Source organism: Streptomyces sp. NPDC005551 (assembly GCF_042871785.1).
Classification (GTDB): Bacteria; Actinomycetota; Actinomycetes; order Streptomycetales; family Streptomycetaceae; genus Streptomyces.
The window spans coordinates 403,908-428,548 of record NZ_JBIAJE010000006.1 but is presented as its reverse complement, the minus strand read 5'-3'; the positions used below and the strand labels follow the sequence as shown (position 1 = coordinate 428,548).

The following is a 24,641-nucleotide window of genomic DNA, read 5'->3' as shown; positions in this document are numbered from 1 at the left end:
CACAACGCACTGTGCCCACCGCGTGGAGCGGTGGGCACGGTGCGTGACCGGTGAGCCGCGGCGGATCCGCTCACCTGCGCTTTCAGGCGAAGATGTCGTACTTCTGGTAACCGGTGCCGACCGTGATCCTTGTGGCGAAGATCTCGGACGTGGCCTTGCCGGTGCCCTTGTACAGGTAGAGCGTGCCGCCGGGGGTGCGGGCCAGGAAGTCGGCCTTGCCGTCGCCGGTCACGTCACCCGGGGCGTCGAAGGCGTTGTAGCCGCTCCAGGTGCGCACCTTGACGCGGGCGGAGAACGCTCCGGAGCCCGCCTTGCCGGTGCCCTTGTAGAGGTAGACGTACGAGCCGCTCTTGCTGCGCGTGATCAGGTCGGCCTTGCCGTCGCCGGTGAAGTCGCCGTGTCCGCGCACCGAGTTGTACTGGTTCCAGCCCGAGCTCACCTGGACGCGGGCCGAGAAGGAGCCGTTGCCCTTGCCCGGGTAGATCCACAGGTAGCCGGCGGAGTCGACGGAGAGCAGGTCGGGCAGGGCGTCCCCGGTGACGTCGCCGGGGGCGACGGTGCGGGTGCGGGTCTTCCAGTTGTCGAAGATCTGCTGGGTCGCCCAGGAGGCGCTGGCGGGCACGTAGTGCTGCCAGAACACGTCGCCGTCCGCGCTGCGCCGGATCACCATGTCCTGGTAACCGTCACGGTCGAGGTCGGTCTGCAGGATGACGTTGACGCCGCTCCAGCTCCCCCAGGACTCGCGCGCGGCGAACGTGGTGCCCTTGGAGTCCTTCTCGAACCCCTCGCCGTCGGAGGCCTGGCGCAGGAACAGGTCGGCCTTGTGGTCGCCGCTGAGGTTGCTGTCCTCGACGCGCGGGTACGCGGCCCCGGCGTACGTGCTGACCTTCGAGAAGACGCTGTACGCCCCCTCCTGCACGCAGTCCTTCACGCCCCAGGAGACGACACCGACGATGCGGCCCCCGACGATGAGCGGGCCGCCGGAGTCGCCGTTGCACGCGGAGGTGGTGCCGGCGTCGCTGCCGGTCGCCTGCTCGCCCGCGCAGACCATGTGGCCCTTGACGAAGTCGCTGCCGTAGTAGCCGGCGCAGGTGCTGTCCGACCGGATGGGCAGCGTCGCGGTCTTCAGCGTCCCCGAGATGTCGTCGGTGGTGGAGGTGGTGCGTCCCCAGCCGAAGAGGGTGGCCTTGGTGCCGGCCGTGTACGAGGCGGTGTCGTCCGACGTCGTCATGCGGATCGGCTTGGCGCTGACGGGGTTCGGCAGGGTCAGGACCGCGATGTCGTTGTCGATCGTCGACTCGCTGTACGACGGGTGGTCCCACTGGCGCCAGACGTCGGAGACGGTGCCGCCGTGCAGGTCGGTGCCGTTCGCCTCGTCGGTGGTCGGCAGCTGCGAGGTGCCGGTGATGACGGCGCCGTTGGCGTGCCAGTCGTAGCCGTCGACGCAGTGCGCGGCGGTGAGGACCTTCGTGGGCGAGATGACGGCGCCACCGCAGAAGAAGCCGAGGTCGTCGCTCTCGTCGGAGGTGCCCTGTTTGTCGCGGTACCAGAGCTGCGCCATCCACGGAGCGGAGGTGATGGTGGTCTCGGTGCCGCCGATGATCTTCGGATCGATCCGCGCGGCGCTCGTCCCGGCGCTGAGCGACGACTTCTTCGGCGTCTCACCGGCCGTGTCGTCACCGGCGACGGCGCCCGCCACCCGCTCCTTCAGCTCGGCGAGCGTCGCCGAGCTGGTGGCGGGCTTGACGGTCGGCTTCGGCAGCGCGGTGGCGGCCTCCGCGGACGACATCAGGAGCGCACCGGCGACGGCGGCCGCGAGAGAGGCCGCCGCGAGCGGGACGGCTATGCGGATCCGGCGTCTGTGCCGTCCGGCTCCGGACGTGGTTGTACCCACTCAAGTCCCCCCACAGAGTCATGAGTTGAGAGTGAAGCGCCGTCGAACAGCAATCGAAGACTTCTTCGACTCAAGATGAAGTCGCGATCGTACACCGGCCCCGAGCAGCACAAAGGGCCGCCCCCGTCACCTGCGTGACGGGGGCGGCCCTCGGCGGTTCTTGCGCTCTGACGTCAGTCGTTGCCGTTGCCCGGCGACGGCGTCGTCTTCTGGATCTGCAGCAGGAACTCGCCGTTCGACTTCGTCTGCTTCATCTTGTCGAGCAGCAGCTCGATCGCCTGCTGCTGGTCGAGCGCGTGCAGCACCCGGCGCAGCTTCCAGGTGACGGCGAGCTCGTCGCTGCCGAGCAGGATCTCTTCCTTACGGGTACCGGACGCGTCGACGTCCACCGCCGGGAAGATGCGCTTGTCGGCGAGCTTGCGGTCGAGCTTAAGCTCGGCGTTGCCGGTGCCCTTGAACTCCTCGAAGATGACCTCGTCCATGCGGGACCCGGTGTCCACCAGCGCGGTGGCGAGGATGGTCAGCGAGCCGCCGTCCTCGATGTTGCGGGCCGCACCGAAGAAGCGCTTCGGCGGGTACAGCGCGGTCGAGTCGACACCACCGGACAGGATGCGGCCGGAGGCGGGCGCGGCGAGGTTGTACGCACGGCCCAGACGCGTGATCGAGTCGAGCAGCACGACGACGTCGTGGCCCAGCTCCACCAGGCGCTTGGCACGCTCGATCGCCAGCTCGGCGACCGTGGTGTGGTCCTCGGCCGGACGGTCGAAGGTCGAGGAGATGACCTCGCCCTTGACCGACCGCTGCATGTCGGTGACCTCTTCCGGACGCTCGTCGACCAGGACGACCATCAGGTGGCACTCGGGGTTGTTGTGCGTGATCGCGTTGGCGATCGCTTGCATGATCATGGTCTTGCCGGTCTTCGGCGGGGCCACGATCAGACCGCGCTGGCCCTTGCCGATCGGCGCGACGAGGTCGATGATGCGGGTCGTCAGCACCCCCGGGTCCGTCTCCAGGCGGAGGCGGTCCTGCGGGTACAGCGGCGTCAGCTTGTTGAACTCCGGCCGTCCGCGGCCGTGTTCGGGCGCCATGCCGTTGACGGAGTCGAGGCGGACGAGCGCGTTGAACTTCTCGCGGCGCTCCCCCTCCTTGGGCTGGCGGACCGCACCGGTGACGTGGTCGCCCTTGCGCAGGCCGTTCTTGCGGACCTGGGCGAGGGAGACGTACACGTCGTTCGGACCGGGCAGGTAGCCCGACGTGCGGATGAACGCGTAGTTGTCGAGGATGTCGAGGATGCCCGCGACGGGGATCAGCACGTCGTCGTCGGCGACCTGCGGCTCGTTGGGGCCGAACTCCTCGCGGCCACGACGGCCACGGCGGTCGCGGTAGCGCCCGCGACGGCCGCGGCGGCCGCCCTCGAAGTCGTCCCCGTCCTCGTCGGCCCGCGGGCCGTTGTCGCGCTGCTGCCGGTCCTGGCGGTCCTGACGGCCGCCGCCCTGCTGCTGGCGGTCCTGCCGGTCCTGCCGGTCCTGGCGCTGCTGACCGCCGCCGCCCTGGCCGGCCTGGCCGCCCTGCTGCTGGTCGTCGCCCTTGCCCCGGCGGTCACGGTCACGGCCACCGCGCTCGGCACGGTCACCCCGCTCGGCACGGTCACCCCGCTCACCGCGCTCGGCACGGTCACCGCGCTCGCCCCGGTCCCGGTCACGGCGGCCCTGGCGGCCCTGACGGCCCTCGGCGCCACCGTCACCGGCGTCGACGGAGGCCTCGGCCTTGGGCTCGCTCTTCGCCTCGGCGGCGACCGTCTCGGGGCTGCCCGCCTCGGCGGTGGCCCGGCGCCGGCGGCGCTCGCCCGCGGGGGCGTCGTCTCCGCCGTCGCGGGAGGGGCCGCCGGCCGGCTGGCCGGGGATCTCGATCTGCTGCTGGGCCACGGCCGGCTCGGCGGCCCTGCCGGCCTTCTCCGCCGGCTTGTCGGCGGACTTCGCGGCGGGCGCGGCCTCGTCACCCGTACGGGTCTTGGAGGTGGCGCGGCGCTTCGGCTTGGTCTCGGCGGCGTCGGCGGTCTTCGCCGGCGCGCCTCCCCCGGCCTGCGCCTCCTTGATGACCTCGATCAGCTGGCTCTTGCGCATACGCGCGGTGCCCCTGATGCCGAGGCCGGATGCGACCTGCTGCAGTTCGGCCAGCACCATGCCGTCGAGGCCGGTGCCGCGGCGCCGCCGGGAGCCGGCACCGGCGGCAGGCGCGGAGGCGTCCGTGGCGGGCGCGGCAGCGGTCTCCTCGACACGTGCGCCCATCAGATCGGTGGTGTCGCTCACGAAGGGTCCTTCCCTGGAGCGGACGTCGGCCTGTCTGGCTCGGCGACCGGTTGTGCTGTCCGGATTTGGTCCTGTTTCTGTGGACCGTGCCGGGGCGGTGGTCCGCCTAAGCGGCGGAAGAGATATCTGGTGATGACGATTCCCGGAGCCGCGGCACTCGGTGCCTGTGTCACGCGGCTCGGTCACGCCGGTTCCGGAGCGTGCTCGGCAAACCGCTCAGCGTTGTCGTACGAGGTACGAAACACCGTGCGGCTTGGGAGGCTCCCGGAAGAATGGTTGTCCCGGACGGGGACACGAAGCACCTCGCCGTGGCGGGGTCGGGTGCAGACTTGAGGTTAACACTACCGGATCCAACAAACATTCCCCCTCTCGAAATCCGGCAACCGTGGCTCCTAGTGGGTGCCGGTGGGCGCGAGCGGCAGCACGCTCGCCCCCTGCGCGTCGAGGTCCAGCCGGTTGGCGGCCCAGCCCTCGCCCGCCAGGTGGGCGACCTTGTCCGCGGTCGCGTCGTCGGCCAGCGCCAGGACCGTGGGTCCCGCGCCGGAGATGACCGCGGGCACGCCGTCGGCCCGCAGCCGCTCCACCAGAGCGGCGCTCTCCGGCATGGCCGGGGCGCGGTACTCCTGGTGCAGCCGGTCCTCGGTGGCGGGCAGCAGCAGCTCGGGGCGCCTGGTCAGGGCCTCGACGAGCAGCGCGGCGCGGCCCGCGTTCGTGGCGGCGTCGACGTGCGGGACGGTACGCGGCAGCAGCCCCCGCGCGGTCTCGGTGAGCACCGCCCTGCCGGGCACGAAGACCACCGGAACGACGGACCGGGCGGGGTCCATCCGGATCGCCCGCGCGGCGCCGCTCTCCATCCAGGAGAGCGTGAAGCCGCCGAGGAGACAGGCCGCGACGTTGTCGGGGTGGCCCTCGATCTCGGTGGCGAGCTCCAGCAGGGCCGTGTCGTCGAGCCGGGCGTCTCCTCCTATGGTCACGGCACGCGCGGCGACGATGCCCGCGCAGATGGCGGCCGACGAGGAGCCGAGGCCGCGGCCGTGCGGAATGCGGTTGGCGCAGACGATCTCGAGACCGCGGGGCTGGCCGCCCAGCAGGTCGAAGGCGGTGCGCAGGGAGCGTACGAGCAGGTGGCTCTCGTCGCGCGGGAGCGTCTCGCTGCCCTCGCCGGCGATGTCGACGTGCAGCCCGGAGTCGGCCACCCGGACGACCACGTCGTCGTAGAGCCCCAGTGACAGGCCGAGGGCGTCGAAGCCCGGTCCGAGGTTGGCACTGGTGGCGGGGACGCGCACCCGGACGGCGGCGGCGCGGAAGGCTGGACCGGCCATCGCTCGATGACTCTCCTTGAGCTGCGTGATGTACGAGATGTCGATGAACTGCGATACGTGCGAAGGACCCGTGGGCCGCTGGCGCGGCGCGGCTCCGCGGCATATGCGGCGGGCGGGTTCGGTACAGCCTATCGAAGGAAGGTTCTGTGGCGACATAGGGCGCACGGGAGGCGCACGATGCGTGTCGTGAGCCCCTCATGCATCCGCCGCCGGGTACGCCCGGACCGGGGGCGCGGACTGCCGCTTCCGGTGCCTTCGGGCGCCGTTGGCGGTGCTTGCGGGTGCGCCGGGGGGCCGTCGGGGCCGCATGCCGCCCCGCGCGGTCACGGTCAGCCGACCGGTCCTGCGGGAAGCCGTGGGCGGTGCGCCCCTGAGCCCGCGGAGAAGCTGTGGACGATGCCGCCCCGGAGCCCGCTAGGCCGCGGGGAAGCTGTGGACGATGCCGCCCCGGAGCCCGCTGGGCCGCGGGGAGCCCTTCGGCGGCATCGCCCCGGAGCCCGCGGGCCGCCGGAGCCCGGCGGGGCCGCCCTGCGTGCACCGTCGCCGGTGTTCGCCAGGCGCCGCGCTAGGAGAGCGGCGGCCTACGTCGGTCCTCCTCGGGGCCCGGGGCCGCCCCCCGGACCCGAGGACCCGGGGACCCGGGGAGCGACGGCGTCGCGCTCTACGCGAGGCCGAGCCGCTCGGCCGCGGTCACCGCGTCCACCGGAACAGTCACCGGCTGCGGCGCGCCCGCGACGGCCCAGTCCGGGTCCTTGAGCCCGTTCCCGGTCACCGTGCAGACGATCCGCTGCCCGGGGTCGACCAGACCCTGCTCGGCGGCCTTCAGCAGACCGGCGACGGACGCGGCGGACGCGGGCTCCACGAACACGCCCTCCTGCGCGGCCAACAACCGGTAGGCGCGCAGGATCTCACGGTCCGTCACCTCGTCGATGAGCCCGCCCGACTCGTCCCGCGCGGCGAGCGCGAACTGCCACGACGCGGGATTGCCGATACGGATCGCGGTGGCGATGGTCGACGGGTCCTTGACGACCTCGCCGCGCACGATGGGCGCCGAGCCGGAGGCCTGGAAGCCCCACATACGGGGGGTCCGCGAGGCGATCGAGTCCGCGGCGTACTCGCGATAACCCTTCCAGTACGCCGTGATGTTGCCCGCGTTGCCGACCGGCAGGACGTGGATGTCGGGCGCGTCGCCGAGCATGTCGACGATCTCGAACGCCGCGGTCTTCTGGCCCTCGATCCGCACCGGGTTGACCGAATTGACCAGCGCCACCGGGTAGTTGTCGGACAGCGCGCGGGCCAGCGTCAGGCAGTCGTCGAAGTTCCCGTCGACCTGGAGGATCTTCGCTCCGTGCACGAGCGCCTGGCCCATCTTGCCGAGCGCGATCTTGCCCTGCGGCACCAGGACGGCGGAGACCATCCCGGCCCGTACGGCGTAGGCGGCCGCGGACGCCGACGTGTTGCCGGTGGAGGCGCAGATGACGGCCTTCGCGCCCTCCTCCTTGGCCCGCGTGATGGCCATGGTCATACCGCGGTCCTTGAAGGACCCGGTCGGGTTCGCGCCCTCCACCTTGAGGTGGACCTCGCAGCCCGTGCGCTCGGAGAGCACCTGCGCCGGCACGAGCGGCGTGCCGCCCTCCCGGAGCGTCACGACCTCAGTGCTGTCGGAAACCGGCAGCCGGTCCCGGTACTCCTCGATGATTCCGCGCCACTGGTGGGTCATTGCTGGTTACTCTCCTTCAACCCGCATGATGCTGGCGACACCCCGCACGGTGTCGAGGCTGCGCAGCGCCTCGACGGTCCCGTTCAGGGACGCGTCGGACGCTCGGTGGGTGACCACGACGAGGGAGGCGTCGCCGCCTCCGTCCTGTCGGCCTTGCTGGCGCACGGTGTCGATGGAGACCCCGTGCTCGGCGAAGACGGTCGCGACCTGGGCGAGTACGCCCGGTTTGTCCGCCACGTCGAGACTGATGTGGTAGCGCGTGACGACCTCGCCCATCGGCGAGACCGGCAGCTGGGTGTACGCGGAGTCGCCGGGCCCGGTCGCGCCGTTCAGCCGGTTGCGGCACACGGCCACCAGGTCGCCGAGCACGGCGGACGCGGTCGGCGCGCCGCCGGCACCCGGCCCGTAGAACATGAGCTGGCCCGCGGCGTCCGACTCCACGAACACGGCGTTGTACGCGCCGCGCACCGAAGCCAGCGGATGACTGAGGGGAATCATCGCGGGATGCACACGCGCGGTGACCGACCCGCCGTCGGCGGCCCGCTCGCAGATGGCGAGCAGTTTGATGGTGCAGCCCATCCGCCGTGCCGAGGCGAAGTCGGCGGAGGTGACCTCGGTCATGCCCTCGCGGTACACGTCGTCGAGACGCACACGCGTGTGGAAGGCGATCCCGGCGAGGATCGCGGCCTTCGCGGCGGCGTCGAAGCCCTCGACGTCGGCGGTCGGGTCCGCCTCGGCGTACCCGAGGGCGGTGGCCTCGTCGAGGGCCTCCTGGTAGCCGGCGCCCGTCGAGTCCATCTTGTCGAGGATGAAGTTGGTCGTCCCGTTGACGATGCCGAGCACGCGGTTGACCTTGTCACCGGCGAGCGACTCGCGCAGCGGCCGGATGAGCGGGATGGCGCCCGCGACGGCGGCCTCGTAGTAGAGGTCCCGCCCCTGCTGCTCGGCCGTGGCGTGCAGGGCGGCGCCGTCCTGGGCGAGCAGGGCCTTGTTGGCCGAGACGACCGACGCGCCGTGCTCGAAGGCGGTGGTGATGAGCGTACGGGCCGGCTCGATACCGCCGATCACCTCGACGACGACGTCGATGTCGCCGCGTTTGACCAGCGCGGTGGCGTCCGTGGTGACCAGCGCCGGGTCGATGCCCTCGCGCACCTTGGAGGGCCGGCGCACGGCGACGCCGGCCAGCTCCACCGGGGCGCCGATCCGCGCCGCGAGGTCGTCGGCGTGCGTCGTCATGATGCGCGCCACCTCTGAGCCGACGACCCCACAGCCCAGCAGCGCCACCTTCAGCGGACGCGTACGCATCATCCGACCTCGTTTCCTCATACCGTCACGGTGGGACCAGTCTCACTCACCGGACGGGAGTTTCTATCCTTCGTCCGGATCGTGAGATGTCTATTTCATTTTCCTGAGCGGCGGACACAGGAGATCTTGCGCCCGCCCGCAGGTGTCCCCGGAGGCACTCGCGAGCCTCCGGGGACATGTCATCCGACGTCGAGCCGCAGAAGGTCCTCCTCGGTCTCCCGGCGGACGATCACCCGCGCCTCGCCGTCCTGGACCGCGACGACCGGCGGCCGCAGCGCGTGGTTGTAGTTGCTGGCCATCGAGCGGCAGTACGCACCGGTGGCCGGCACCGCGATGAGGTCCCCCGGCGCGAGGTCGGCGGGCAGGAACGCGTCACGGACGACGATGTCACCGCTCTCGCAGTGCTTGCCGACGACGCGGACGAGCATCGGCTCGGCGTCACTCGCGCGCGACACGAGGGAGACGCTGTACTCGGCGTCGTACAGCGCGGTCCGGATGTTGTCGGACATGCCCCCGTCGACGGAGACGTACGTCCGCAGGCCGTCCAGCTCCTTGATGGTGCCGACCTCGTACAGCGTGAAGGCGGTCGGCCCGGCGATGGCGCGCCCCGGCTCGACCGAGATGCGCGGCGTCCGCAGCCCCGCCGCGTCGCACTCGCGCGTGACGATCTCGCCGAGCGCCTTGGCGATCTCGTGCGGTTCGCAAGGGTCGTCGTCGCTGGTGTACGCGATGCCGAGACCGCCGCCGAGGTCGATCTCGGGCAGCTCGATCCCGTGCTCGTCGCGCACGGCGGCCAGCAGCGCCACCACCCGTCGGGCGGCGACCTCGAACCCGGCCATGTCGAAGATCTGCGACCCGATGTGCGAGTGGATCCCGATCAGTTCGAGCCCGTCGAGGGCCAGCGCGCGCCGCACGGCCTCGGCGGCCTGCCCGTCGGCGAGCGCGATGCCGAACTTCTGGTCCTCGTGCGCGGTGGCGATGAACTCGTGCGTATGGGCCTCGACGCCGACGGTGACCCGGATCTGCACCCGCTGCCGCCTGCCGAGGCTGTCGGCGATGTGCGCGACCCGGACGATCTCCTGGAAGGAGTCGAGCACGATGCGCCCGACCCCGCTCTCGATGGCCTCGGTGATCTCGCGGGTCGACTTGTTGTTGCCGTGGAAGGCGATCCGGTCGGCGGGCATACCGGCGGACAGCGCGGTGGCGAGCTCGCCGCCGGAGCAGACGTCGAGGTTCAGCCCTTCCTCGTGCAGCCAGCGGACCACGGCGCGCGACAGGAAGGCCTTGCCGGCGTAGAAGACGTCGGCGTCGTGCCCGAAAGCGGAGCGCCAAGCCCGCGCCCGCGACCGGAAGTCGGCCTCGTCGAGGACGTAGGCGGGGGTGCCGAACTCCTCGGCCAGCCGCTTCACGTCGACACCGCCGACGCTGACGACACCGTCCTCGGTACGCGTGACGGTCTGGGCCCACACCTTGGGGTCGAGGGCGTTCAGGTCCGTGGGAGGGGCGTTGTAGTGGCCCTCGGGCAGCACATCGGCGTGACGGGGCCCGGCGGGGTGTGCGGAACGGCTCATTCTTCTCTCACAGGTAGTCAGGGGCACTGATGCCGAGCAGGGACAGGCCGCCGGCCAGCACCGCCCCGGCGGCTTCGGCGAGCGCGAGCCGGGCACGGTGGGCGGCCGAGGGTTTCTCGTCCCCGAGCGGCAGCACGGTGTGCTGGAAGCCGAGGACCCCGTCGGCGACGACGACGAGGTGCCGGGCGAGCCGGTCGGGCGCGTACTGGGTGGCGGCGGCGCGCAGGGCCGGGGGGTGGTCGGCGAGGGCACGCAGGAGAGCGGCGGCGGTGTCCGGCGCCTGCGGATCACCCGGGACGCCGGTGAAGCCCAGATGGGCGGCGTTACGGGTGAGCGCCCGGGTGCGGGCGTGGGCGTAGCGCACGCGGAACAGCGGGTTGGCCGCGCGCTGCACGAGGTGGTCGGCGGTGACACGGGGCCGGTCATGGGCGGCGGGGTGGAGCAGGGCCCACCGGGCGGCGTCGGGTCCGAGGGGGGTGGGGTCCTCGGGGGCGGGGACGGGCCGGAGGTCGACGGGGCGGGGGGCGGCGCCGGCCGTGCGGTGTTCGACCTCGGAGTGACCGCCCTGGATGGCGACGGACCCCGAGGGGGCGGGGCCGTGGGCGGCGAGGGCACCACCGGACGTGCGGTGCTCGACCTCGGCACGGCCGCCCTGGGTGGCGACGATCCGGACGAGGGTGTCGGCGACGACTTCGGCCCGGATGTCGTACGGGATACGGAACCGCAGGACCTGCCCGGCGAGGGCGTCGCTGTGACCGTAGCCACCGGCCTGGATCTCCCGTACGAGGGAGGCGACGGGGCCGGCGGCCGGGTCGAGGCGGATGTTCAGGAAGCCGGGCCCGGTGATCTCGACGCCGGCGACACCGTCGGCGCGGGTGAGGTGGGGCCGCAGGATCTGCGCCACGCGCAGGGGCGGCTGTCCGGCGGGACGCGCCAACTGCAACGCGATGGTGGTGGCGTAGTCCCCGCAGCCTCCGGGTCCGGGCACGGTCACCACGGCCCGTGCGGGCACGGCCACGGTCAGTTCCCCCTCGTCCACGGCACGACGCACCGCGCGCAGCACGGTGCGGGAGAGCTCGACGGGGGTCACGGGACAAGCGTAGGGGAGGAGGGGGGTGGGGAGGCGAGTCGGTTTCCCGGGGTTCCGGGATGTGGACGGGGGTGGGGGCGGGGGCGAGGGGGAGCGAAGCCGGGCGGGGTGCGCTCAGGGGGTTGCCCGACCTGAGCGCAGCGTGTGCCGGCCGTAGCCCCGCGTGGCAGTCCGTCCATCGTCCGTCGGCCTACCTGACAGTGGGTCCACTGACGGTCGTCCGCTCGCCCGCCTGCCTGTCTGTACGCATGTCCGTTCAATGACCGGTGCGGCTGGCGCGCTCGGGGTCGCCGGAGCCAGGGCCAGGGCCGGGGCCGGGGCCGGGGCCGGGGAGACTGCCACCGTGGGCGCTGCCGCAGGGACCGGAGACGGAACCGGCCGCACGGCCGATCAACTGCCGTACGACTCGGACCAGTTCGGCGGGCTCGAAGGGCTTGGCGAGGAAGGCGTCGATACCGACGTCGAGTCCGCTGTCGACCTCGTGCTCGGTACAGGCGCTGACGATGGCCAGGGGAAGATCCCGGGTGCGGGGGTCGGCGCGGAGGCACGCGGCGGTCCGCAGCCCGTCGAGGCGGGGCATGACCACGTCGAGGGTGACGACATCGGGCCGGACCTGATGAACGATGTCCAGACATTCGGCACCGTCGGCAGCGGTCACGACCTCGATGCCCTCCAGCTCGAGGTTGACCCTGATCAGCTGCCGGATGACCTTGTTGTCGTCCACGACAAGGACCCGGCCGGACGCGCCTGACACAACTCGAGAGTAGGTCGGCACCCGGTGCCGCGTCCGGGTTTTCCCGACTTCCGCCCCCTGCGGGTCATGGCGCCCAGTTCAGGGCGCCGACTCCCCACGGAAACCTGTTCATGGCACCCCCTACTGAGCTGGTAGGGTTCTACCCGTCGCCGCACACCACGGCCGACACGCCCCCGTAGCTCAGGGGATAGAGCAACGGCCTCCGGAGCCGTGTGCGCAGGTTCGAATCCTGCCGGGGGCACCCTTCATGAGGTGCCCAAAGACCCCGTCATCAGCGGAAACGCTGAGGGTGGGGTCTTCGCGTATATGCAGGCAGATGCAGCCCGAAGCGGCTCCATGTCGAAGTCTGTGGACGAGGCGTGGACGGGATCTTGAGGCATTCCCCCAGGTGAGCCCCGCCAAAGCAACGCGCCCCCGGACGAGCACGGAGCCGCATCGCGAAGCGGTATCGGCCCCTCTGGGGCCTGTCCCGTCAATAATCTCGAGGCTGACCCTAGGCCCAGCCTCGCCCCACCCTCGCACCGCAGTGCGGCAACAGACCCATCGCCGACCGTTAGCCGCTTGGATAGGCTCCGCGGGAACCCTTCAGGAGGTGTCGTGGCGAAGGTCACCATCAGCCTGGACAGCGATTTGGCCATCGAGGTCATGCTGCTGGCCGGCACCAGGAGCCCGCAGGATGCTGTCGAGTTGATCGTCCGGGACTACCTGGCACGGGGTCACCGCACCGAGGCTCGCACCGGTAACGCCGCCGACCAGGAGCGCCTCACCGATCGGCGGTCAGCGCCGGAGGAGGGCCGATGAGCGTTTCAGGTGAGATCGGTTAGTCGGCGGTGGTCCCCCAATAGCCGATCTGCGCGGGTCTGCCATCCCGGTAGAGCACTGTGCAGTTCCCCTGGGCGCGGTTCGGGAAGCTCAACCGCTCGGAGTCGAGAGCGGCGTCCCACTCTTCGTAGGTGGGCCGGCTGTGAGGAGCCCACGCACGCACCTCCCCATCGGTCAGCGGCCGCATGAACGGACCGTCGTCGGTGTCCGCGGCTTCGATCACGAGCGGGAAGTCGAGCACGGTGCACGTGCCACCGGTGAATATGTACTCCTGCCACTCAGGGTCGCGCCACAGTTCCTCGATGGACTGGCCCTCGAAACCGTGGTTGTCCCGCGCCAACTCATCCTCCTGAGCCTGCCGGAACGCGGCCACCCGATCACGCTGATACGGGCCCGTGTGACTCCACTCGTTTCCGCCCATCCGTATCCCCTCGCCATCTGGACTGCTTGATCAGGAGCGGAGCGTAAAGGACGGCACTGACAGGGCACCCCGCCCGGCGCTGGCCACGCCATGGAGGCTGGCCACAGCTCTTGCGGAAAGGGCCGCCACTTCACCGAGAGGAACTGGCTGAGGCCCCGATCCACGCTTGGCGATGGCGGGCGACGCCGTACACCTGCTCGACCTGTTCGGCCGTCAGCACCCCTGAGAGCGGCGCCAGTGCCGCCACCTCGCGCTCCCGGTACACGCGCACGCTGAGCTGTGTGGCGACCACCTTCAAGTCGGTCACGCCGACGAAGACGAGCACCGGCTCCACCGGCACGGGAAAGCCGCAATAGTGCTCAAGCACGCGGGCTACTCGCTTGGCCTCCGCCCGGCTTTTGCGCGCGTAAGGTGCCGGCTTTCCGTGATTGACCTTCACGGAGTCGTCGCCGACCCATACAGCCCTTTTGTGATGGTGCTTCGTATTGATGCTGAACACGCCACCGGGCCCGATCAGCAAGTGGTCCACGTCCACCTTGTCGGCCAAGAGGATGGAATGCAGGACGCGCCAGCCGTGCCGCTCCAAGCGGTTCAGCTCGGCTCCCATCCGCTGCTCCCCCGCCAGGCCCTTCCGCCAGGAGTCCCATTCGGCGGGGCGCCGCAGGAGCTGCAAGACGACTCGCTTGATCAGGCCTGGCCCGGATTTGTCGAGCAGAGACTCACCGGGACGGTTGGCGGACAGGTCATCGGCCGCCGTCAGAGGCGGCAGCAGCGGGGGCCCCTCAGCCTCGGGCGTCCTGGGCGTCTTCTGCGGCGGGACCGGTTCGGGGATGTTCCATAAGTGATCTGTCAGCACGGCGATCACGTCGTCGCGATACTCGGCGACCAGGACCGTGATGTCCCCCGTCTTCACATCCGCCCAACCGGCCGCCGTGCCATCAGGCAGATTCGCGTACAGGCGATCATGTCCGTACCGCTTCCAGCGCGTGACCTTCAGCTCCACGAGTCCCCCTCGTCCGCTCTCGGCTCGAAGCGTCGCAGCAGGTAGGGCTCATGACGAGAGAGGCCCCGGACAAGTTGTCCGGGGCCTCGGTGGGGTGCAGCGTGTCTCACTCGTACTCGCGGAGCAGATCCTCGATGCGCCGGTTGGCGACGTCCTGCCGTCCGTCGAGGCACTTCGCGTAGCGGGTCAGCAGGACCTCGACGCTGTTGCCGGCGCGCTCGGCCACCTCGGTGGGATCGACACCGGCATTGAGCCACGTCGACAGCGCCGAGTGCCGCAGATCGTACGGGCGGCTCGCGAGCGGCGAGGCCGCGGCGGACGGCGGGAGCGCGATGAGACGGGCCTCCTGCCACACGCGGTAGTACGTCGAGGACGGAACGACCGAGCCCTTCTCGCTGAAGAAGAGCCGTCCGTCATCTGCCGTGCCGAACGTCGCCAAGTGCTCGCGAAATACGGCGACGAGGTGAGGTGGGATCGGCACCCGTCGGACGTCCTCAACTGGCCGGTTCTTCAGACCGCGGTCGTCGTGGGTCTCTCCCGAATCGGTCCACTGCTTGCCGACCGACGGACGAGTCCGGTGAAGCAGCGCCGATCCCCACCCCTGTTCGGGGAGGCGCAGGTCCGTCTCGACGAGGCCGATCGCTTCAGCCGGCCGGAGACCGCCGAAGTACATCGCGGCGAAGAGACCCACCAGCCGCCGACCACGGGCCCGCCGGTAGCCGCCCACGTACGAGACGGCCGTCAGGAGATTCCGAGCCTGCTCGGGGTTCGCGACGACGCGAGGGTCGACCTGGTTGGAGACCTTCGGCTTCTGCCAGCGGACAGCGGTGATCGGGTTTTCACGCAGCTCCCCCAGGTCGACCGCGTAGTTGGCAGCGTTGACGAGGGTCCGCCGCTTACGCCGCACGGTTTCGGCTGCCGCGGCCGTGCCGTCGAGTTTGAGTTTCAGTGAGTCCAGCACCGCACGGGCCGTAGCCGGTTCAGCGAGATCGGCCAACGGGCGCGACGCCTTCGACACCCAGTGAAGGACGTTCCGCACGTCGTCCGGGACGTCCCGGTCATCAGGCCCGGGCAGGACGAAGGCCCAGTTGCGGAGCGCCTGGCGGATGGCCTGACCGGACGGCCGCCCGGCCCGCTCGTCGAGGAGCTCCACGGTCACGCTGGTGAGTGATTCGTTGATGCCATTACGCGTATTGGGGGCGGCGTGGGGCCATTTCATGGCGAGGTACCGGAGGGCGAAGTCGTACCAGGACACAGCCGACTTCCTCGGTTCCAGCGAGTCCGGAAGCCCGGATGCCCGGTCGAACTCCTCGCCTTCGCGCATCGCACGCATCAGCTTCGAGCGGTAGTGGTCGGCGAGTGCCTTCGTGCGGAACGAGTCGGAGAAGACGTTGCCCGCCACAGACCACCGCACGCCGTACGAGGGCGTTTTCGTATCCCGCTTCCGTACGGCCCAGACCTTCACGTCGAGAGACTTCACGCCGCGGCCTCCAGCTCTCGCAGCCACGTGGAGAAGTCACTCCGCCACACCCGGAGCTCCCCGTTGGGCAGCTTGAACGCAGCTGGCCCATGCCCCAGCTCACGCCAGCGGTAGAACGTCCGGCGGGAGACCCCGCCCAGCTCGTTCAGGACCTGGCGCACGGTCATCAGCTCATCGCGCTGTGGGTTCACGTCGGTTCTCCTTCCGTGCCGAGGGCGGGTTCGAGGGATGCGGCGAGCCAGGCTTCGGCGGAGGACAGACCGATTCCGGCAAAGACCCAGTGCGAAAGAACGAGGGTCGTGTCCGGCTCGTCCTCTGTGATCACTGCGGCTTGTGCGCGGCGCCATTCGGCGCGGGCGGTGCGGAGGGCGCCGAGGGTGGTGGAGTAGCGGCGGGACTTGGTGGAAAAGTGGCCGCGGAAGCCGAGCATGTGGGCCCAGGCCCGGAGCCGGAGATCTTCTAACTCCTTGCGGGCCCCGAGCTTCCAGGCCGTTCGGATCAGCGTGCGGGCGTGCTCGCTGATGTCGAGCTGGGCGAGTTCGGCGAGGAACTTCAGCGGGCGGTCGAGAGCTCCCGTGGCGGTCTCCGCGCCCTTGGTGGCGTACTTGGCGATGTATGAGGCCACGGCCCGCTCGGTCAGCTCATGACCGTCGTCAAAGTCGGCGGAGCGAATCGCACGCACGTCGATCTGCTTGCCGAAGGCGAACGCGTGCGGGCGTCCATCGACGACGGGGCCGTCGACTTGGGAGTGAGCAGCGGCGGCGCCGATCGCATCCGTGAGCAGCTCGGCAGTAGCCCAATCCGGAGGCGGGGTGTCACCGCCCTCGGGACCGTCGATGCGGATGACGGCATGGAAGTGGACCGCGCCGCGCTTCTGGTACTCGGCGACCTTTGCGAAGGAGACCCGGGCGAAGTCCGCGAAGTCCCGCTGGGTGAGGCCGGCCCGCTTGGCTATCTCCCGGCGGAGGTAGATGGAGAAGCGCCGCCAGAGCATTCCGGCATGCGCGTTCCACAGGACGGCGCCCTCATAGTCGTACGTCGCCGGGTCCAGGGGCGTGCCGAGCAATTCGTCGTCGGCGTCGTGCAGGAGTCCGCAGCGGCAGGCGCGGACGGTGCCGCGGCGGTCCGTGGGCCGGTTGTGGACGGGACCGAAGCCGGGAGCGGTGAAGGTGGCGAACACCTTCGGGTGACGGGTGACGCAGGCGGGAGTGCCCTTGCCGCCCCGCAGTCCGGCGGTGATCAGGTGGAAGGTGTCCCGGCGGTAGGTCTCCGCGCAGGCCGGGCAGCGGGTCGCCCGACGGTTGTTGCAGCGTACGAGGACGTTGCCCGCCGGGAGCGAGGCCGAGTCGAGGCGGCGGAGAATACGGCCGATCTCGCCGGTTCGGGTATCGACCGCGTGCTCGACGCGGTGACCGTCCAAGCGCACAGGCTGTGTACAACCACCGATGCCGCGGAGCTGTTTGACGAGGGTGGGCATGCCGCCCAGGGAGACGAGCGCGCCCAGTTCTTTGACCGGGGGCGGAACGCGTCCGGTAGTAATGGGAACTGTCCTTTCGGTTTCGGTCGGGAGGTCCGCGCCTGCCGGGGCGGCGGGATGCTTGGCGGTATCGAGGCCGCCCCGGCAGGCTGGTTAGCGCTTGGGCACGCTGTTGAGCACGGAGCGCAGCACCAGGGCCGCGATGGAGACGGAGACGGCCGTGACGGCGACCGTGGCCAGGAGCGCGGTCAGTACGACGCCGACGACAAGGACCGCGGCGACGGCACTCGCCCCACGGCCGACAAGGGGCGAGACCGGGCGGCCGGCGGACGCCATCGGGGCGTGGGCGCAGGAGCAGGCCGCCGGGGCATGGTGGTGCTCGGGTCGAGCCGGCGTCTGTGCGATCGGCAGCGCAGCGGCGTCGGGCATCTTGGGGCGCAGCAGCATGGTGGTTCTCCCTTCAGTGACGGGTGCCGTCGACGACGTCAACCCCGGAGCGGGTGCCGGACTCAATGGCCGGGGCGAGGAAGGTCTGAGAGAGCAGGAAGCCGAACAGGGCGATCACGGCGGCCACCCACATCCGGACACCGAGGAACTTGATCGCGGCCCAGGCGACGACGCCGAGGACGAAGACGAGAGGCAGGCTGAGGGTCACGGAGGTCTCCTCAGCGGCCTGAGCAGCGGTGGGTGCGGGCCGCCAGCTCGGCGGCGGCACGGCTGTCGTAGTCGGTCGAGAAGCCGCAGCGCGGTGCCGTGCAGGCGGCGGTGTGCTTCTCGCGGCCCCGGCCGTCGTAGTACGTGGCGACCTGGACGGGGCCGATGCGGATCACTCGGTGGAAGCGGGGGTTGGCGGGCATCAGGGCAGCTCCTTCGGAATCTCGTGGTTCTCGCCGGTGAAGTCGGCGATGTGGTCGAGCAGCCACCGCCGGATCTCCTCGCCCTCGATGTCGTCGGCGACGAGGATCACGGGTTCGGCCATGAGCATTGCTTCGGTGAGGCGGTTCTGACGGGTCAGCTCGGCGGCGCGACTGAGCGCGCGGAGCGTGGACGGGCGCATGGGCTGAAGTTCTCCTGAGATCAGGTGAGTTGGGCGGCGATGGCTTCGGCGAGCGGGCCCGGGACGCCGAGGCGAGCTCGCAGGGTGTCGGTGTCGATGGGCACACCGGTTCGGGCGCGGTGCTCAGCTGCGACCTTTCGTGCGTGGTCGACGAGCGCGGCCGGAAGCCGGTCTGTCGGCGGAGCGGCGAGCGCGGGCCGCGGAACAGCGGGGACAGGCCGGGATAGGACAGCTGGGGTCGGCCCCCGTTGCGCCGCATCGCCCGTGGAGGCGTCGTGCGGTTCCGGCGTGTCCGGCGTCGGCTCGGTGGGGCTGTGCGCGAGGAGCGTGCCGCCGAGGAAGGCGACGGCTGGCCACCCGGCCACGGCGATCCGGAGCCATGAGGGAACGTGGTCGAGGTCGAGGAGCCCGGCCGTGGCGATGTTGGCGCCGAGGCTGGCGGCGAGCGCGACGAGGAACCAGGCCCACCCAGAGGCTTTGGCGACACCGGTTCGCAGTCGCTTCCAGGCCGCCACTAACAGCAGGTCCACGCTCACCGGGTAGGCCCACGCCTTCCAGCCGTCCTGCCCGGCGGCGACCGCCAGGTCATGGAGGTGGGCGAAGGACAGGGCCGCGGCGATGAGCGCTTGGATCAGTACGGCGTCCACGCGGGCCGCAAGGGTGCGCGACGAGGAGTGCTCGGCCACCCTGATCACGTCCTCTCTTTCGGTTTCTGGCATGGCAGGAGTAGGGACTCGGCGCGAGTCGGTCGCGCCGGCCGTTGGGGCAAGCGAGTCAGCCGGTCGCCGGACGCGGTTCGGTCACTGCGATCGGAGAGGGGGTGGACGAGGTGAGAGAGCGCGGACGGAACGGAGACAGGGCCGGTACGTCGGGTACGAGGTCGGCCGCCTCGCGGCAGATGGCCGCAGCATCGGTCAGCGACAGGTAGGGGGTGCGCATGCGCGCCCATCCGCCGGAGGTGTCACCGGCCACGGACAGACCGGGCCGTTCGGCCGGAATGGTGGAGGCGACGCCGACCGCTTCGGGGGCGATGTCGCCGAGGGCCATCTTCGCTGAGGCTTCGTCGTTGACGCGGTGGCAGACGCGTCCGCTGAGCTGGGCGCGCAACATGGTCGCGCCCTTGCCCAGCTCGGCGCCGAAACGCTGCCCGCAGATCTCCAGGTAGATGCCCGCGGCCCGCCCGAGCTGGGCAAGTCGGATCAGCTGGGTCACCATCTCGTCGCGCCGTTCCTCGTCCTTGCGGCTCGCCACGAGGAAAAGTTCGGCCACCTCGTCGACGAACAGCACGATGGCCGGCGGCCGTTCGTCGTCCGGCAGCCCCCACACGTCGGAAGTGAGCTCCTCGTCCGGCGTGCCGGGCGCGATGCCCTGCCGGGCCTTGATCAGGTCGTAGCGGTCCTCCATTTCCTTGACGAGGACGGGCAGCAGCTCAGCGGCCTCGGCGGAGTCGGTGGCTAACGCCGACAGCCGCGGAGCGAACGGTGCGAGTTCCACACCTCGCTTGCAGTCGATGCCGACCAGCGCGACCGGCTGAACGGCGAGTCCCGTCAGTAGGTTGCGGAGAAACATCGACTTCCCCGACAGAGTCGCGCCGAGGACGAGTTCGTGAGGGACGGACCGGTAGTCGCGGACGAACACGGTCGCGTCCTCCCGTAGAGCCACCGGCACGGCGAGAAATTCACTTCCCGCACGGCGCGGCATCTTCACGTCGCGCAGCACGTCGAACCCGACCAACCGCAGCTCGACCACGCCGGGCTTGATCTCTCGGACGTGGACCGCGTGAACGCCCCAGGCGTGCCGCAGCCGCTCGGACGAAGCAGCCACGTCCGCCGGCTCCTGGCCGGGAGCGAGCCGAAGCCGGACCCGCAACCCCGTGGAAGTGGGACGGATCAGCCCCCGGCGCGGCGGCACCGGCCGAACCTCACGGCGCGTGGTGGCCCGCACAGCCAGCGCCCGCAGCCGGGACGGCTGAACCGTCAGCCCGCACGCGTCCATGGTCGAGCTGTACGAGCCGACCAGCCGGGCCACCGACGAGGGCAGCCCAACCGTGGCCCAGTAGATCGACGGATGTGCCTTCCTGGCGTAGACCGCCCCGCCCAATAAGGCGAGGGGTCCGCCCAGCTCGGCCAGCGTCATCAGCTCGGACACGAGATCAGTTCTCCTGTCCGACGGGGAAGACGCCCGGGACCACCGCGGCCGCCCGGTAGGCGATGCCGTGCCGGGCCTGGCCGCTAAAGACGCTCTCCCAGGGACGGGCGACGAGGCCGGGCAGGGAGACCGGAGCCCCGACGGTCAGGCCGTCCGTGATCCCGCTCTCCGGGACGGTCACCGCGATGAGCGACGACTCCCCCTCGTCGATGTAGACGACGCCGACCTTCATCAGCGCCTCCCCGCTCACCGCGTCCTTGGCGATCTCGCCCGTCTGCCGGTCCTTGACCTTCGGCTCAGGCGCCTCAGTCAGCAGGATCGTCGCGGACGAGGTCTCAACTCGGATTGCACGCACAGAACTTCTCCTTCGTAGACACCCACCAGACGACCTGACAGGTTGACTTAGCAAGCTCGAAGTTAGAGATGCCAGGTTGACTTGTCAAGCGGCTTGAGTCACCTACTACCCAGAGTCGCGAAGCATCAAAAGCCCCAACCTTGGGGCTAGTTGGACTCAGGCGAGCCGGTATGTGTCTTCAAGCTCCTGCCGATCGGCCGGAAGGAGGACATCCGTGACCTGCAGAGCCTGCCCGGCAACATCACACGCAACGACCAACACACTGAGCACCGGCACCTCTTGAGGCATCGCCAAGAGGTCAGCTTCTTCCTGGCTGGGCAGCCGGGCCGAGACCCGTTCGGTTACGTGGTCGAAGCGCACTTTCTTGCGCGCTTCCAGGTGAGCGCGCTGCCCTTCACGCAGTGGAGACGGGACGGAAAGTTCGGTCCCTTCGGCCAAGCCGGCTGAGAAGTAGGACGAGGAGAGCTCGACCGGCTCGCCGTCCTGCTCCACCAGAAGCCGCCGAACCAGGACCCTTGTCTGCCTGGGGACGCCAAGGAGGGACGCGACCCTCGACGGCGCGGAGACCTGCTCGACTTGGACAAGCCGACCTTGAATCGAGGATTCGTCGCGCTCTAGCGCGTCACGTCCCCGTCGATCCTTCTGCTCGACGACTTCCGGCCGCCCGCGGACGATGGTGCCGAACCCTTGTCGGGACTCAAGCCAGCCATCCCGCTTCAACAGCTCCAACGCGCGGACGACAGTGGGCCGGGACATCCCGAAAGCCTGGACCAGTTGATTTTCACTCGGGACCCGGCTCCCCGGCGGGTACGTACCATCCTCGATACGCCCTTGGAGCGTCTGCGCCAGCCGCACATACTTGGGTGCAGCCACCTCGTACGCCATAGCCCCGCCTAGTGAGAATCCGCCAAGTCAACCTGTCAACCAGCCTACTCACGTGAGTGGGTACTGAACAGCCACGGACTCGCAGACGCCACAGGCCAGGATCGACTTCATGGCTTCCACGCTTCGTCGATCTGGAACCACACGACAGTTCCTCCGAAGCGACTGGGGCCGGCGGCCCAAGAGTCCGCCAGCGCGTTCACCAGGCAGAGCCCGCGGCCGTGCGCATCGCTGGCTTTGGGGCTGCGGAGCCGGACGTCCGCCGGGAAGCCCGGGTTGTGGACGTCGACCCGCAGGGATTCCCCGGAGCGCGACCACTCGACTCGGACCCGCCAGGGTTCTTCGGCCTCCCCGTAAAGGATCGCGTTCGTCACCAGCTCGGAGAGCATCAGTACGCAATCGTCGATAGGGCAGGCCAGGTTGTACGGGGCGGTGAACTTTCGGAACCATCGCCTGGCCCGAGCCACGGACTCGGGCACGGGATAGAGGGTCATACCCCCGATCGGCGTCGGTCCGGCAACCACGGCTTCGGATTCTTCACGCGCATCCGCCATGAGCACCACTACTCCCTACCCGTGCCGTCACAGTCGAGACAGCGCCGCTTGGACGTAGCACGGACGCGAGCATCAGCGGCGGAGAGAGCCAGGCCGGAGCGGGAGCCAACGTGCTTCCACCCTCGCCCTCGGCATCCACGGCAGACCGCTTCCCGCGAGACGTGCCGTAACTCCCCGCGCTCCTGGCTCACGTCCGTGCCCCCTTCCGGTCAAGTGGCCTTAGCCACTTACTGGATAGTGGCATTAGCCACTCGGAGTCACAAGCGATTCTCAGAGAAAAGGCCGATTTCTAACCGATCGGGTAGCCCTGCTCGAACGCCCAACGCCCAGGCGGATACGTGGCCTCGGCGAACTCAAGAGGCCGATCCTGCATGTCGTACACCACATGATGGACAATGAGGACAGCTGCCCCGGGCTCAAGTTCAAGGTCCTCAGCCTCGTCCTCGGTCGCCAGCCGGGCGCACATCCGGTCTTCGGCATAACTGCCCTGCCGACCCGTGACGCTCTCGACGTACATGAGCGTCCCCTCCTGGATCCGGTCAGGATCACAGAGCTTGGGCGCCCGCTCGCCGACATCGGTACCGAACCACGAGGTGGAGATGGTGATGGGGCCCGACTCGTTCTTGGTGACGCGGCGACGGTGAACGGCCCGGCTTCCAGCCGCCAGACTCAGCGCCTCGGCCACGTAGTCGGGAGCCTCCAGCCAGCCGGCGGAGGTGATGACCGCGTACTCCCCCGGCGTGTAGATCTTGCCGGTCTGCTTGGCGCGGCCGTAGAGCTCCCGAGCACGCCGATTCACCGAGAGGCCCCGCACGTAAGTGCCCGACCCCTGGCGCTTCTCCACGAGCCCCTGATGACTCAAAGCCTCCAGCGACCGGGCCGCTGTAGGGCGTGAAACGCTCCAGTCCGCGGCGAGTTGACGTTCCGAGGGAACCTCGTCGCCAGGCCTCAAGTCGCCTCGCAGGATCTGATCGCGGATGTGGTGCGCGATCTGGAGGTACTTGGGCTGGGTCTCTTCGATCTGCGGCATCGGAGCCCCTCCCTAAGTGGCTATGACCAGTAGCCACTATAGGGTGAGTGGCCAGCACGGGAACCCGTACGCTGCGAGGGTGACCCGGTTGATCGTGGCAGCAGGAGGAGGGGGCGACGCAGTCGCCGCCGCAATGCTCGACGCAGCCCTTTACGGGGGTGACGACAGCCCGGCGATGATCCTCACCTACGCGTGGGACCGCCTCCTGATCGACCCCGTGCCAGGCCCCCGAGGCCCGGAGAACTTCACGGGCCTACGTCCCCTCACGCAAAGCGTCTGGACCGTCCCGGCCGACGCGAAGCCCATCGCCCCCGCGGGCTCGACACTGCCTCGCCTGGCAGCCGAACTCCCCCACACCTTCGCCCTGATCGACCCCATGCACGGTGCCGAGGGCATCACACGCCAGCTCGAAGAGCTCATCGAGCACCTGGCCCCCGAGTCCATCGACCTCCTGGACGTGGGCGGCGACATCCTCGCCAAGGGCGACGAACCCACCCTGCGCAGCCCGCTCGGCGACGCCCTCACGCTGGCCGCATGCTGCCAAGTCAACGCGCCCGTGCGGCTCTTGGTCGCCGGGCCCGGCTTGGACGGAGAGCTCCCGGCCGAGCTCCTGGCCGACCGAATGGGCCCACCAACGCTGACGCTCACGGCTGAGCACGTCGAACCGATCAGCTCGGTCCTGGAGTGGCACCCGTCCGAGGCGACGGCGATGCTCGCAGCCACAGCCCGCGGAGTGCGCGGCCTCTGCGAGGTCAGAGACGCCGGCATGCCGGTCCCGCTCACCGACGAAGGCCCCACCGTCCACGAAGCCGACCTGGACGACGCCCTCAACCGCAACGAACTCGCGCGCGCCATCCTCGCAACCGAGACCCTCACCGAGGCGGAGCAGTACAGCCGCGAGATCTGCGGATACTCGGAGATCGACTACGAGCGCAACAAGGCCAGCTGGCTCGGCAGCCGACCGGAACAGAAGCTCGACCCTGAAACCGCACTCCGCCAGCTCGACCAGTTCGAGGCCAAGGCCCGCGACCGCGGCATCACCCACACGACGTTCCGCAGGATCACCGAAGCCGTCGGCCTCAACGGCAAGCAGCGCCAGGACCTCAGAGCTCTACTGCTCAGCAGTCGTCCAGAGCAGTACGAAGCACCGCTGTGGCGCCTCACGTGAGAGACGATCACAGACTTCCGGCCGCCGCCGACCTGCCCGATCCCCGCTCGACACTCACCCGAACCAACTGGGACGCCCTCCACCATGGATACGGGCCGGCCGCGAATACACCCGAGATCCTGGTCGCGCTATGATCACCCGGCTCTGTCAGCCGTTGAGTAACAACCTTCTTTACGGGTTCAAGGCTCGCTGCGCTCGCTCGTCCGGCGGTCAACGGCGCTCATCGATCATCGCCAACCCGACCGCCGCACACTCCGCCCAAGCGCATCAACGGCCGCA

The 24,641-nt window shown here is 70.0% G+C and carries 25 protein-coding genes and 1 tRNA gene; 3 read left to right on the top strand and 23 right to left on the bottom strand.

Annotated elements, in window-relative coordinates:
- Positions 1–82 precede the first annotated feature (82 nt).
- The 8 genes from ACFYP4_RS19985 to ACFYP4_RS19950 form a co-directional block, all read right to left on the bottom strand.
- Entirely contained in the window at positions 83–1,894 is a 1,812-nt protein-coding gene (locus tag ACFYP4_RS19985) for a trypsin-like serine protease (RefSeq protein WP_388786686.1), read from the bottom strand.
- 173 nt (positions 1,895–2,067) lie between these two features.
- Complete coding sequence (gene rho / locus ACFYP4_RS19980; RefSeq protein WP_358854057.1) at positions 2,068–4,203, bottom strand: transcription termination factor Rho; 2,136 nt, start codon at positions 4,201–4,203, stop codon at positions 2,068–2,070.
- A 392-nt stretch (positions 4,204–4,595) separates the two neighbouring features.
- Complete coding sequence (gene thrB / locus ACFYP4_RS19975) at positions 4,596–5,525, bottom strand: homoserine kinase (RefSeq protein WP_358854056.1); 930 nt, start codon at positions 5,523–5,525, stop codon at positions 4,596–4,598.
- A gap of 661 nt (positions 5,526–6,186) precedes the next feature.
- Complete coding sequence (gene thrC / locus ACFYP4_RS19970) at positions 6,187–7,245, bottom strand: threonine synthase (protein WP_358854055.1); 1,059 nt, start codon at positions 7,243–7,245, stop codon at positions 6,187–6,189.
- Between the two features lie 6 nt (positions 7,246–7,251).
- Complete coding sequence (locus ACFYP4_RS19965) at positions 7,252–8,550, bottom strand: homoserine dehydrogenase (RefSeq protein WP_358854066.1); 1,299 nt, start codon at positions 8,548–8,550, stop codon at positions 7,252–7,254.
- Between the two features lie 179 nt (positions 8,551–8,729).
- Positions 8,730–10,121, bottom strand: coding sequence for a diaminopimelate decarboxylase (gene lysA / locus ACFYP4_RS19960; RefSeq protein WP_388786681.1), 1,392 nt, complete (start codon positions 10,119–10,121; stop codon positions 8,730–8,732).
- A 7-nt stretch (positions 10,122–10,128) separates the two neighbouring features.
- A complete protein-coding gene (gene nrtL, locus ACFYP4_RS19955; protein WP_388786678.1) occupies positions 10,129–11,211 on the bottom strand; it encodes an ArgS-related anticodon-binding protein NrtL in 1,083 nt (360 codons plus the stop codon).
- 256 nt (positions 11,212–11,467) lie between these two features.
- Positions 11,468–11,986: a response regulator gene (locus ACFYP4_RS19950; RefSeq protein WP_388786675.1), complete on the bottom strand. Its 519-nt coding sequence runs from the start codon at positions 11,984–11,986 to the stop codon at positions 11,468–11,470.
- 148 nt (positions 11,987–12,134) lie between these two features.
- On the opposite strand from ACFYP4_RS19950, the gene ACFYP4_RS19945 reads away from it, so the two are divergent.
- Positions 12,135–12,206: transfer RNA gene (locus ACFYP4_RS19945), tRNA-Arg, on the top strand.
- 356 nt (positions 12,207–12,562) lie between these two features.
- Positions 12,563–12,766 carry a hypothetical protein gene (locus tag ACFYP4_RS19940; protein WP_388786672.1) on the top strand — a complete coding sequence of 68 codons (204 nt, stop codon included), beginning with the start codon at positions 12,563–12,565 and terminating at the stop codon, positions 12,764–12,766.
- 19 nt (positions 12,767–12,785) lie between these two features.
- Here the strand turns inward: ACFYP4_RS19940 and ACFYP4_RS19935 are convergent, their stop codons facing one another.
- The 15 genes from ACFYP4_RS19935 to ACFYP4_RS19865 form a co-directional block, all read right to left on the bottom strand.
- On the bottom strand, positions 12,786–13,208 hold the full coding sequence (locus tag ACFYP4_RS19935) for a hypothetical protein (RefSeq protein WP_388786669.1): 423 nt from the start codon (positions 13,206–13,208) through the stop codon (positions 12,786–12,788).
- 130 nt (positions 13,209–13,338) lie between these two features.
- Positions 13,339–14,211: a nuclease-related domain-containing protein gene (locus tag ACFYP4_RS19930; protein WP_388786666.1), complete on the bottom strand. Its 873-nt coding sequence runs from the start codon at positions 14,209–14,211 to the stop codon at positions 13,339–13,341.
- A 106-nt stretch (positions 14,212–14,317) separates the two neighbouring features.
- Positions 14,318–15,691, bottom strand: coding sequence for a tyrosine-type recombinase/integrase (locus ACFYP4_RS19925; RefSeq protein WP_388786663.1), 1,374 nt, complete (start codon positions 15,689–15,691; stop codon positions 14,318–14,320).
- Positions 15,688–15,858, bottom strand: coding sequence for an AlpA family transcriptional regulator (locus tag ACFYP4_RS19920; RefSeq protein WP_028805806.1), 171 nt, complete (start codon positions 15,856–15,858; stop codon positions 15,688–15,690). Before ACFYP4_RS19920 ends, ACFYP4_RS19925 begins: the two co-directional genes overlap by 4 nt.
- 20 nt (positions 15,859–15,878) lie before the next feature.
- Complete coding sequence (locus ACFYP4_RS19915) at positions 15,879–17,168, bottom strand: replication initiator (RefSeq protein WP_388786660.1); 1,290 nt, start codon at positions 17,166–17,168, stop codon at positions 15,879–15,881.
- A 153-nt stretch (positions 17,169–17,321) separates the two neighbouring features.
- Positions 17,322–17,615 (bottom strand): SpdD protein, encoded by a 294-nt coding sequence (locus ACFYP4_RS19910; protein WP_388786657.1) that lies wholly within the window; start codon positions 17,613–17,615, stop codon positions 17,322–17,324.
- 13 nt (positions 17,616–17,628) lie between these two features.
- Positions 17,629–17,823, bottom strand: a complete 195-nt coding sequence (locus tag ACFYP4_RS19905; RefSeq protein WP_388786654.1) for a hypothetical protein — start codon at positions 17,821–17,823, stop codon at positions 17,629–17,631.
- A 10-nt stretch (positions 17,824–17,833) separates the two neighbouring features.
- Entirely contained in the window at positions 17,834–18,025 is a 192-nt protein-coding gene (locus ACFYP4_RS19900; RefSeq protein WP_388786651.1) for a mobile element transfer protein, read from the bottom strand.
- The gene (locus tag ACFYP4_RS19895; RefSeq protein ID WP_388786648.1) at positions 18,025–18,225 is read right to left on the bottom strand and encodes a hypothetical protein; all 201 of its coding nucleotides are present in this window, start codon (positions 18,223–18,225) and stop codon (positions 18,025–18,027) included. Before ACFYP4_RS19895 ends, ACFYP4_RS19900 begins: the two co-directional genes overlap by 1 nt.
- Positions 18,226–18,245: 20 nt before the next feature.
- Positions 18,246–18,944, bottom strand: coding sequence for a DUF2637 domain-containing protein (locus ACFYP4_RS19890; RefSeq protein WP_388786646.1), 699 nt, complete (start codon positions 18,942–18,944; stop codon positions 18,246–18,248).
- Positions 18,945–18,999: 55 nt separating this feature from the next.
- Positions 19,000–20,373 carry an FtsK/SpoIIIE domain-containing protein gene (locus tag ACFYP4_RS19885; protein ID WP_388786644.1) on the bottom strand — a complete coding sequence of 458 codons (1,374 nt, stop codon included), beginning with the start codon at positions 20,371–20,373 and terminating at the stop codon, positions 19,000–19,002.
- 4 nt (positions 20,374–20,377) lie between these two features.
- Positions 20,378–20,728, bottom strand: a complete 351-nt coding sequence (locus tag ACFYP4_RS19880) for a hypothetical protein (RefSeq protein ID WP_388786642.1) — start codon at positions 20,726–20,728, stop codon at positions 20,378–20,380.
- Positions 20,729–20,884: 156 nt separating this feature from the next.
- The gene (locus ACFYP4_RS19875; RefSeq protein WP_388786638.1) at positions 20,885–21,613 is read right to left on the bottom strand and encodes a GntR family transcriptional regulator; all 729 of its coding nucleotides are present in this window, start codon (positions 21,611–21,613) and stop codon (positions 20,885–20,887) included.
- A gap of 107 nt (positions 21,614–21,720) precedes the next feature.
- Entirely contained in the window at positions 21,721–22,164 is a 444-nt protein-coding gene (locus ACFYP4_RS19870; protein WP_388786635.1) for an ATP-binding protein, read from the bottom strand.
- Positions 22,165–22,453: 289 nt separating this feature from the next.
- Complete coding sequence (locus ACFYP4_RS19865) at positions 22,454–23,194, bottom strand: GntR family transcriptional regulator (protein ID WP_388786632.1); 741 nt, start codon at positions 23,192–23,194, stop codon at positions 22,454–22,456.
- Positions 23,195–23,273: 79 nt separating this feature from the next.
- Between ACFYP4_RS19865 and ACFYP4_RS19860 the strand changes: the two genes are divergently transcribed.
- Positions 23,274–24,362: a DUF1152 domain-containing protein gene (locus ACFYP4_RS19860; RefSeq protein ID WP_388786628.1), complete on the top strand. Its 1,089-nt coding sequence runs from the start codon at positions 23,274–23,276 to the stop codon at positions 24,360–24,362.
- The last annotated feature ends 279 nt before the right edge of the window (positions 24,363–24,641 follow it).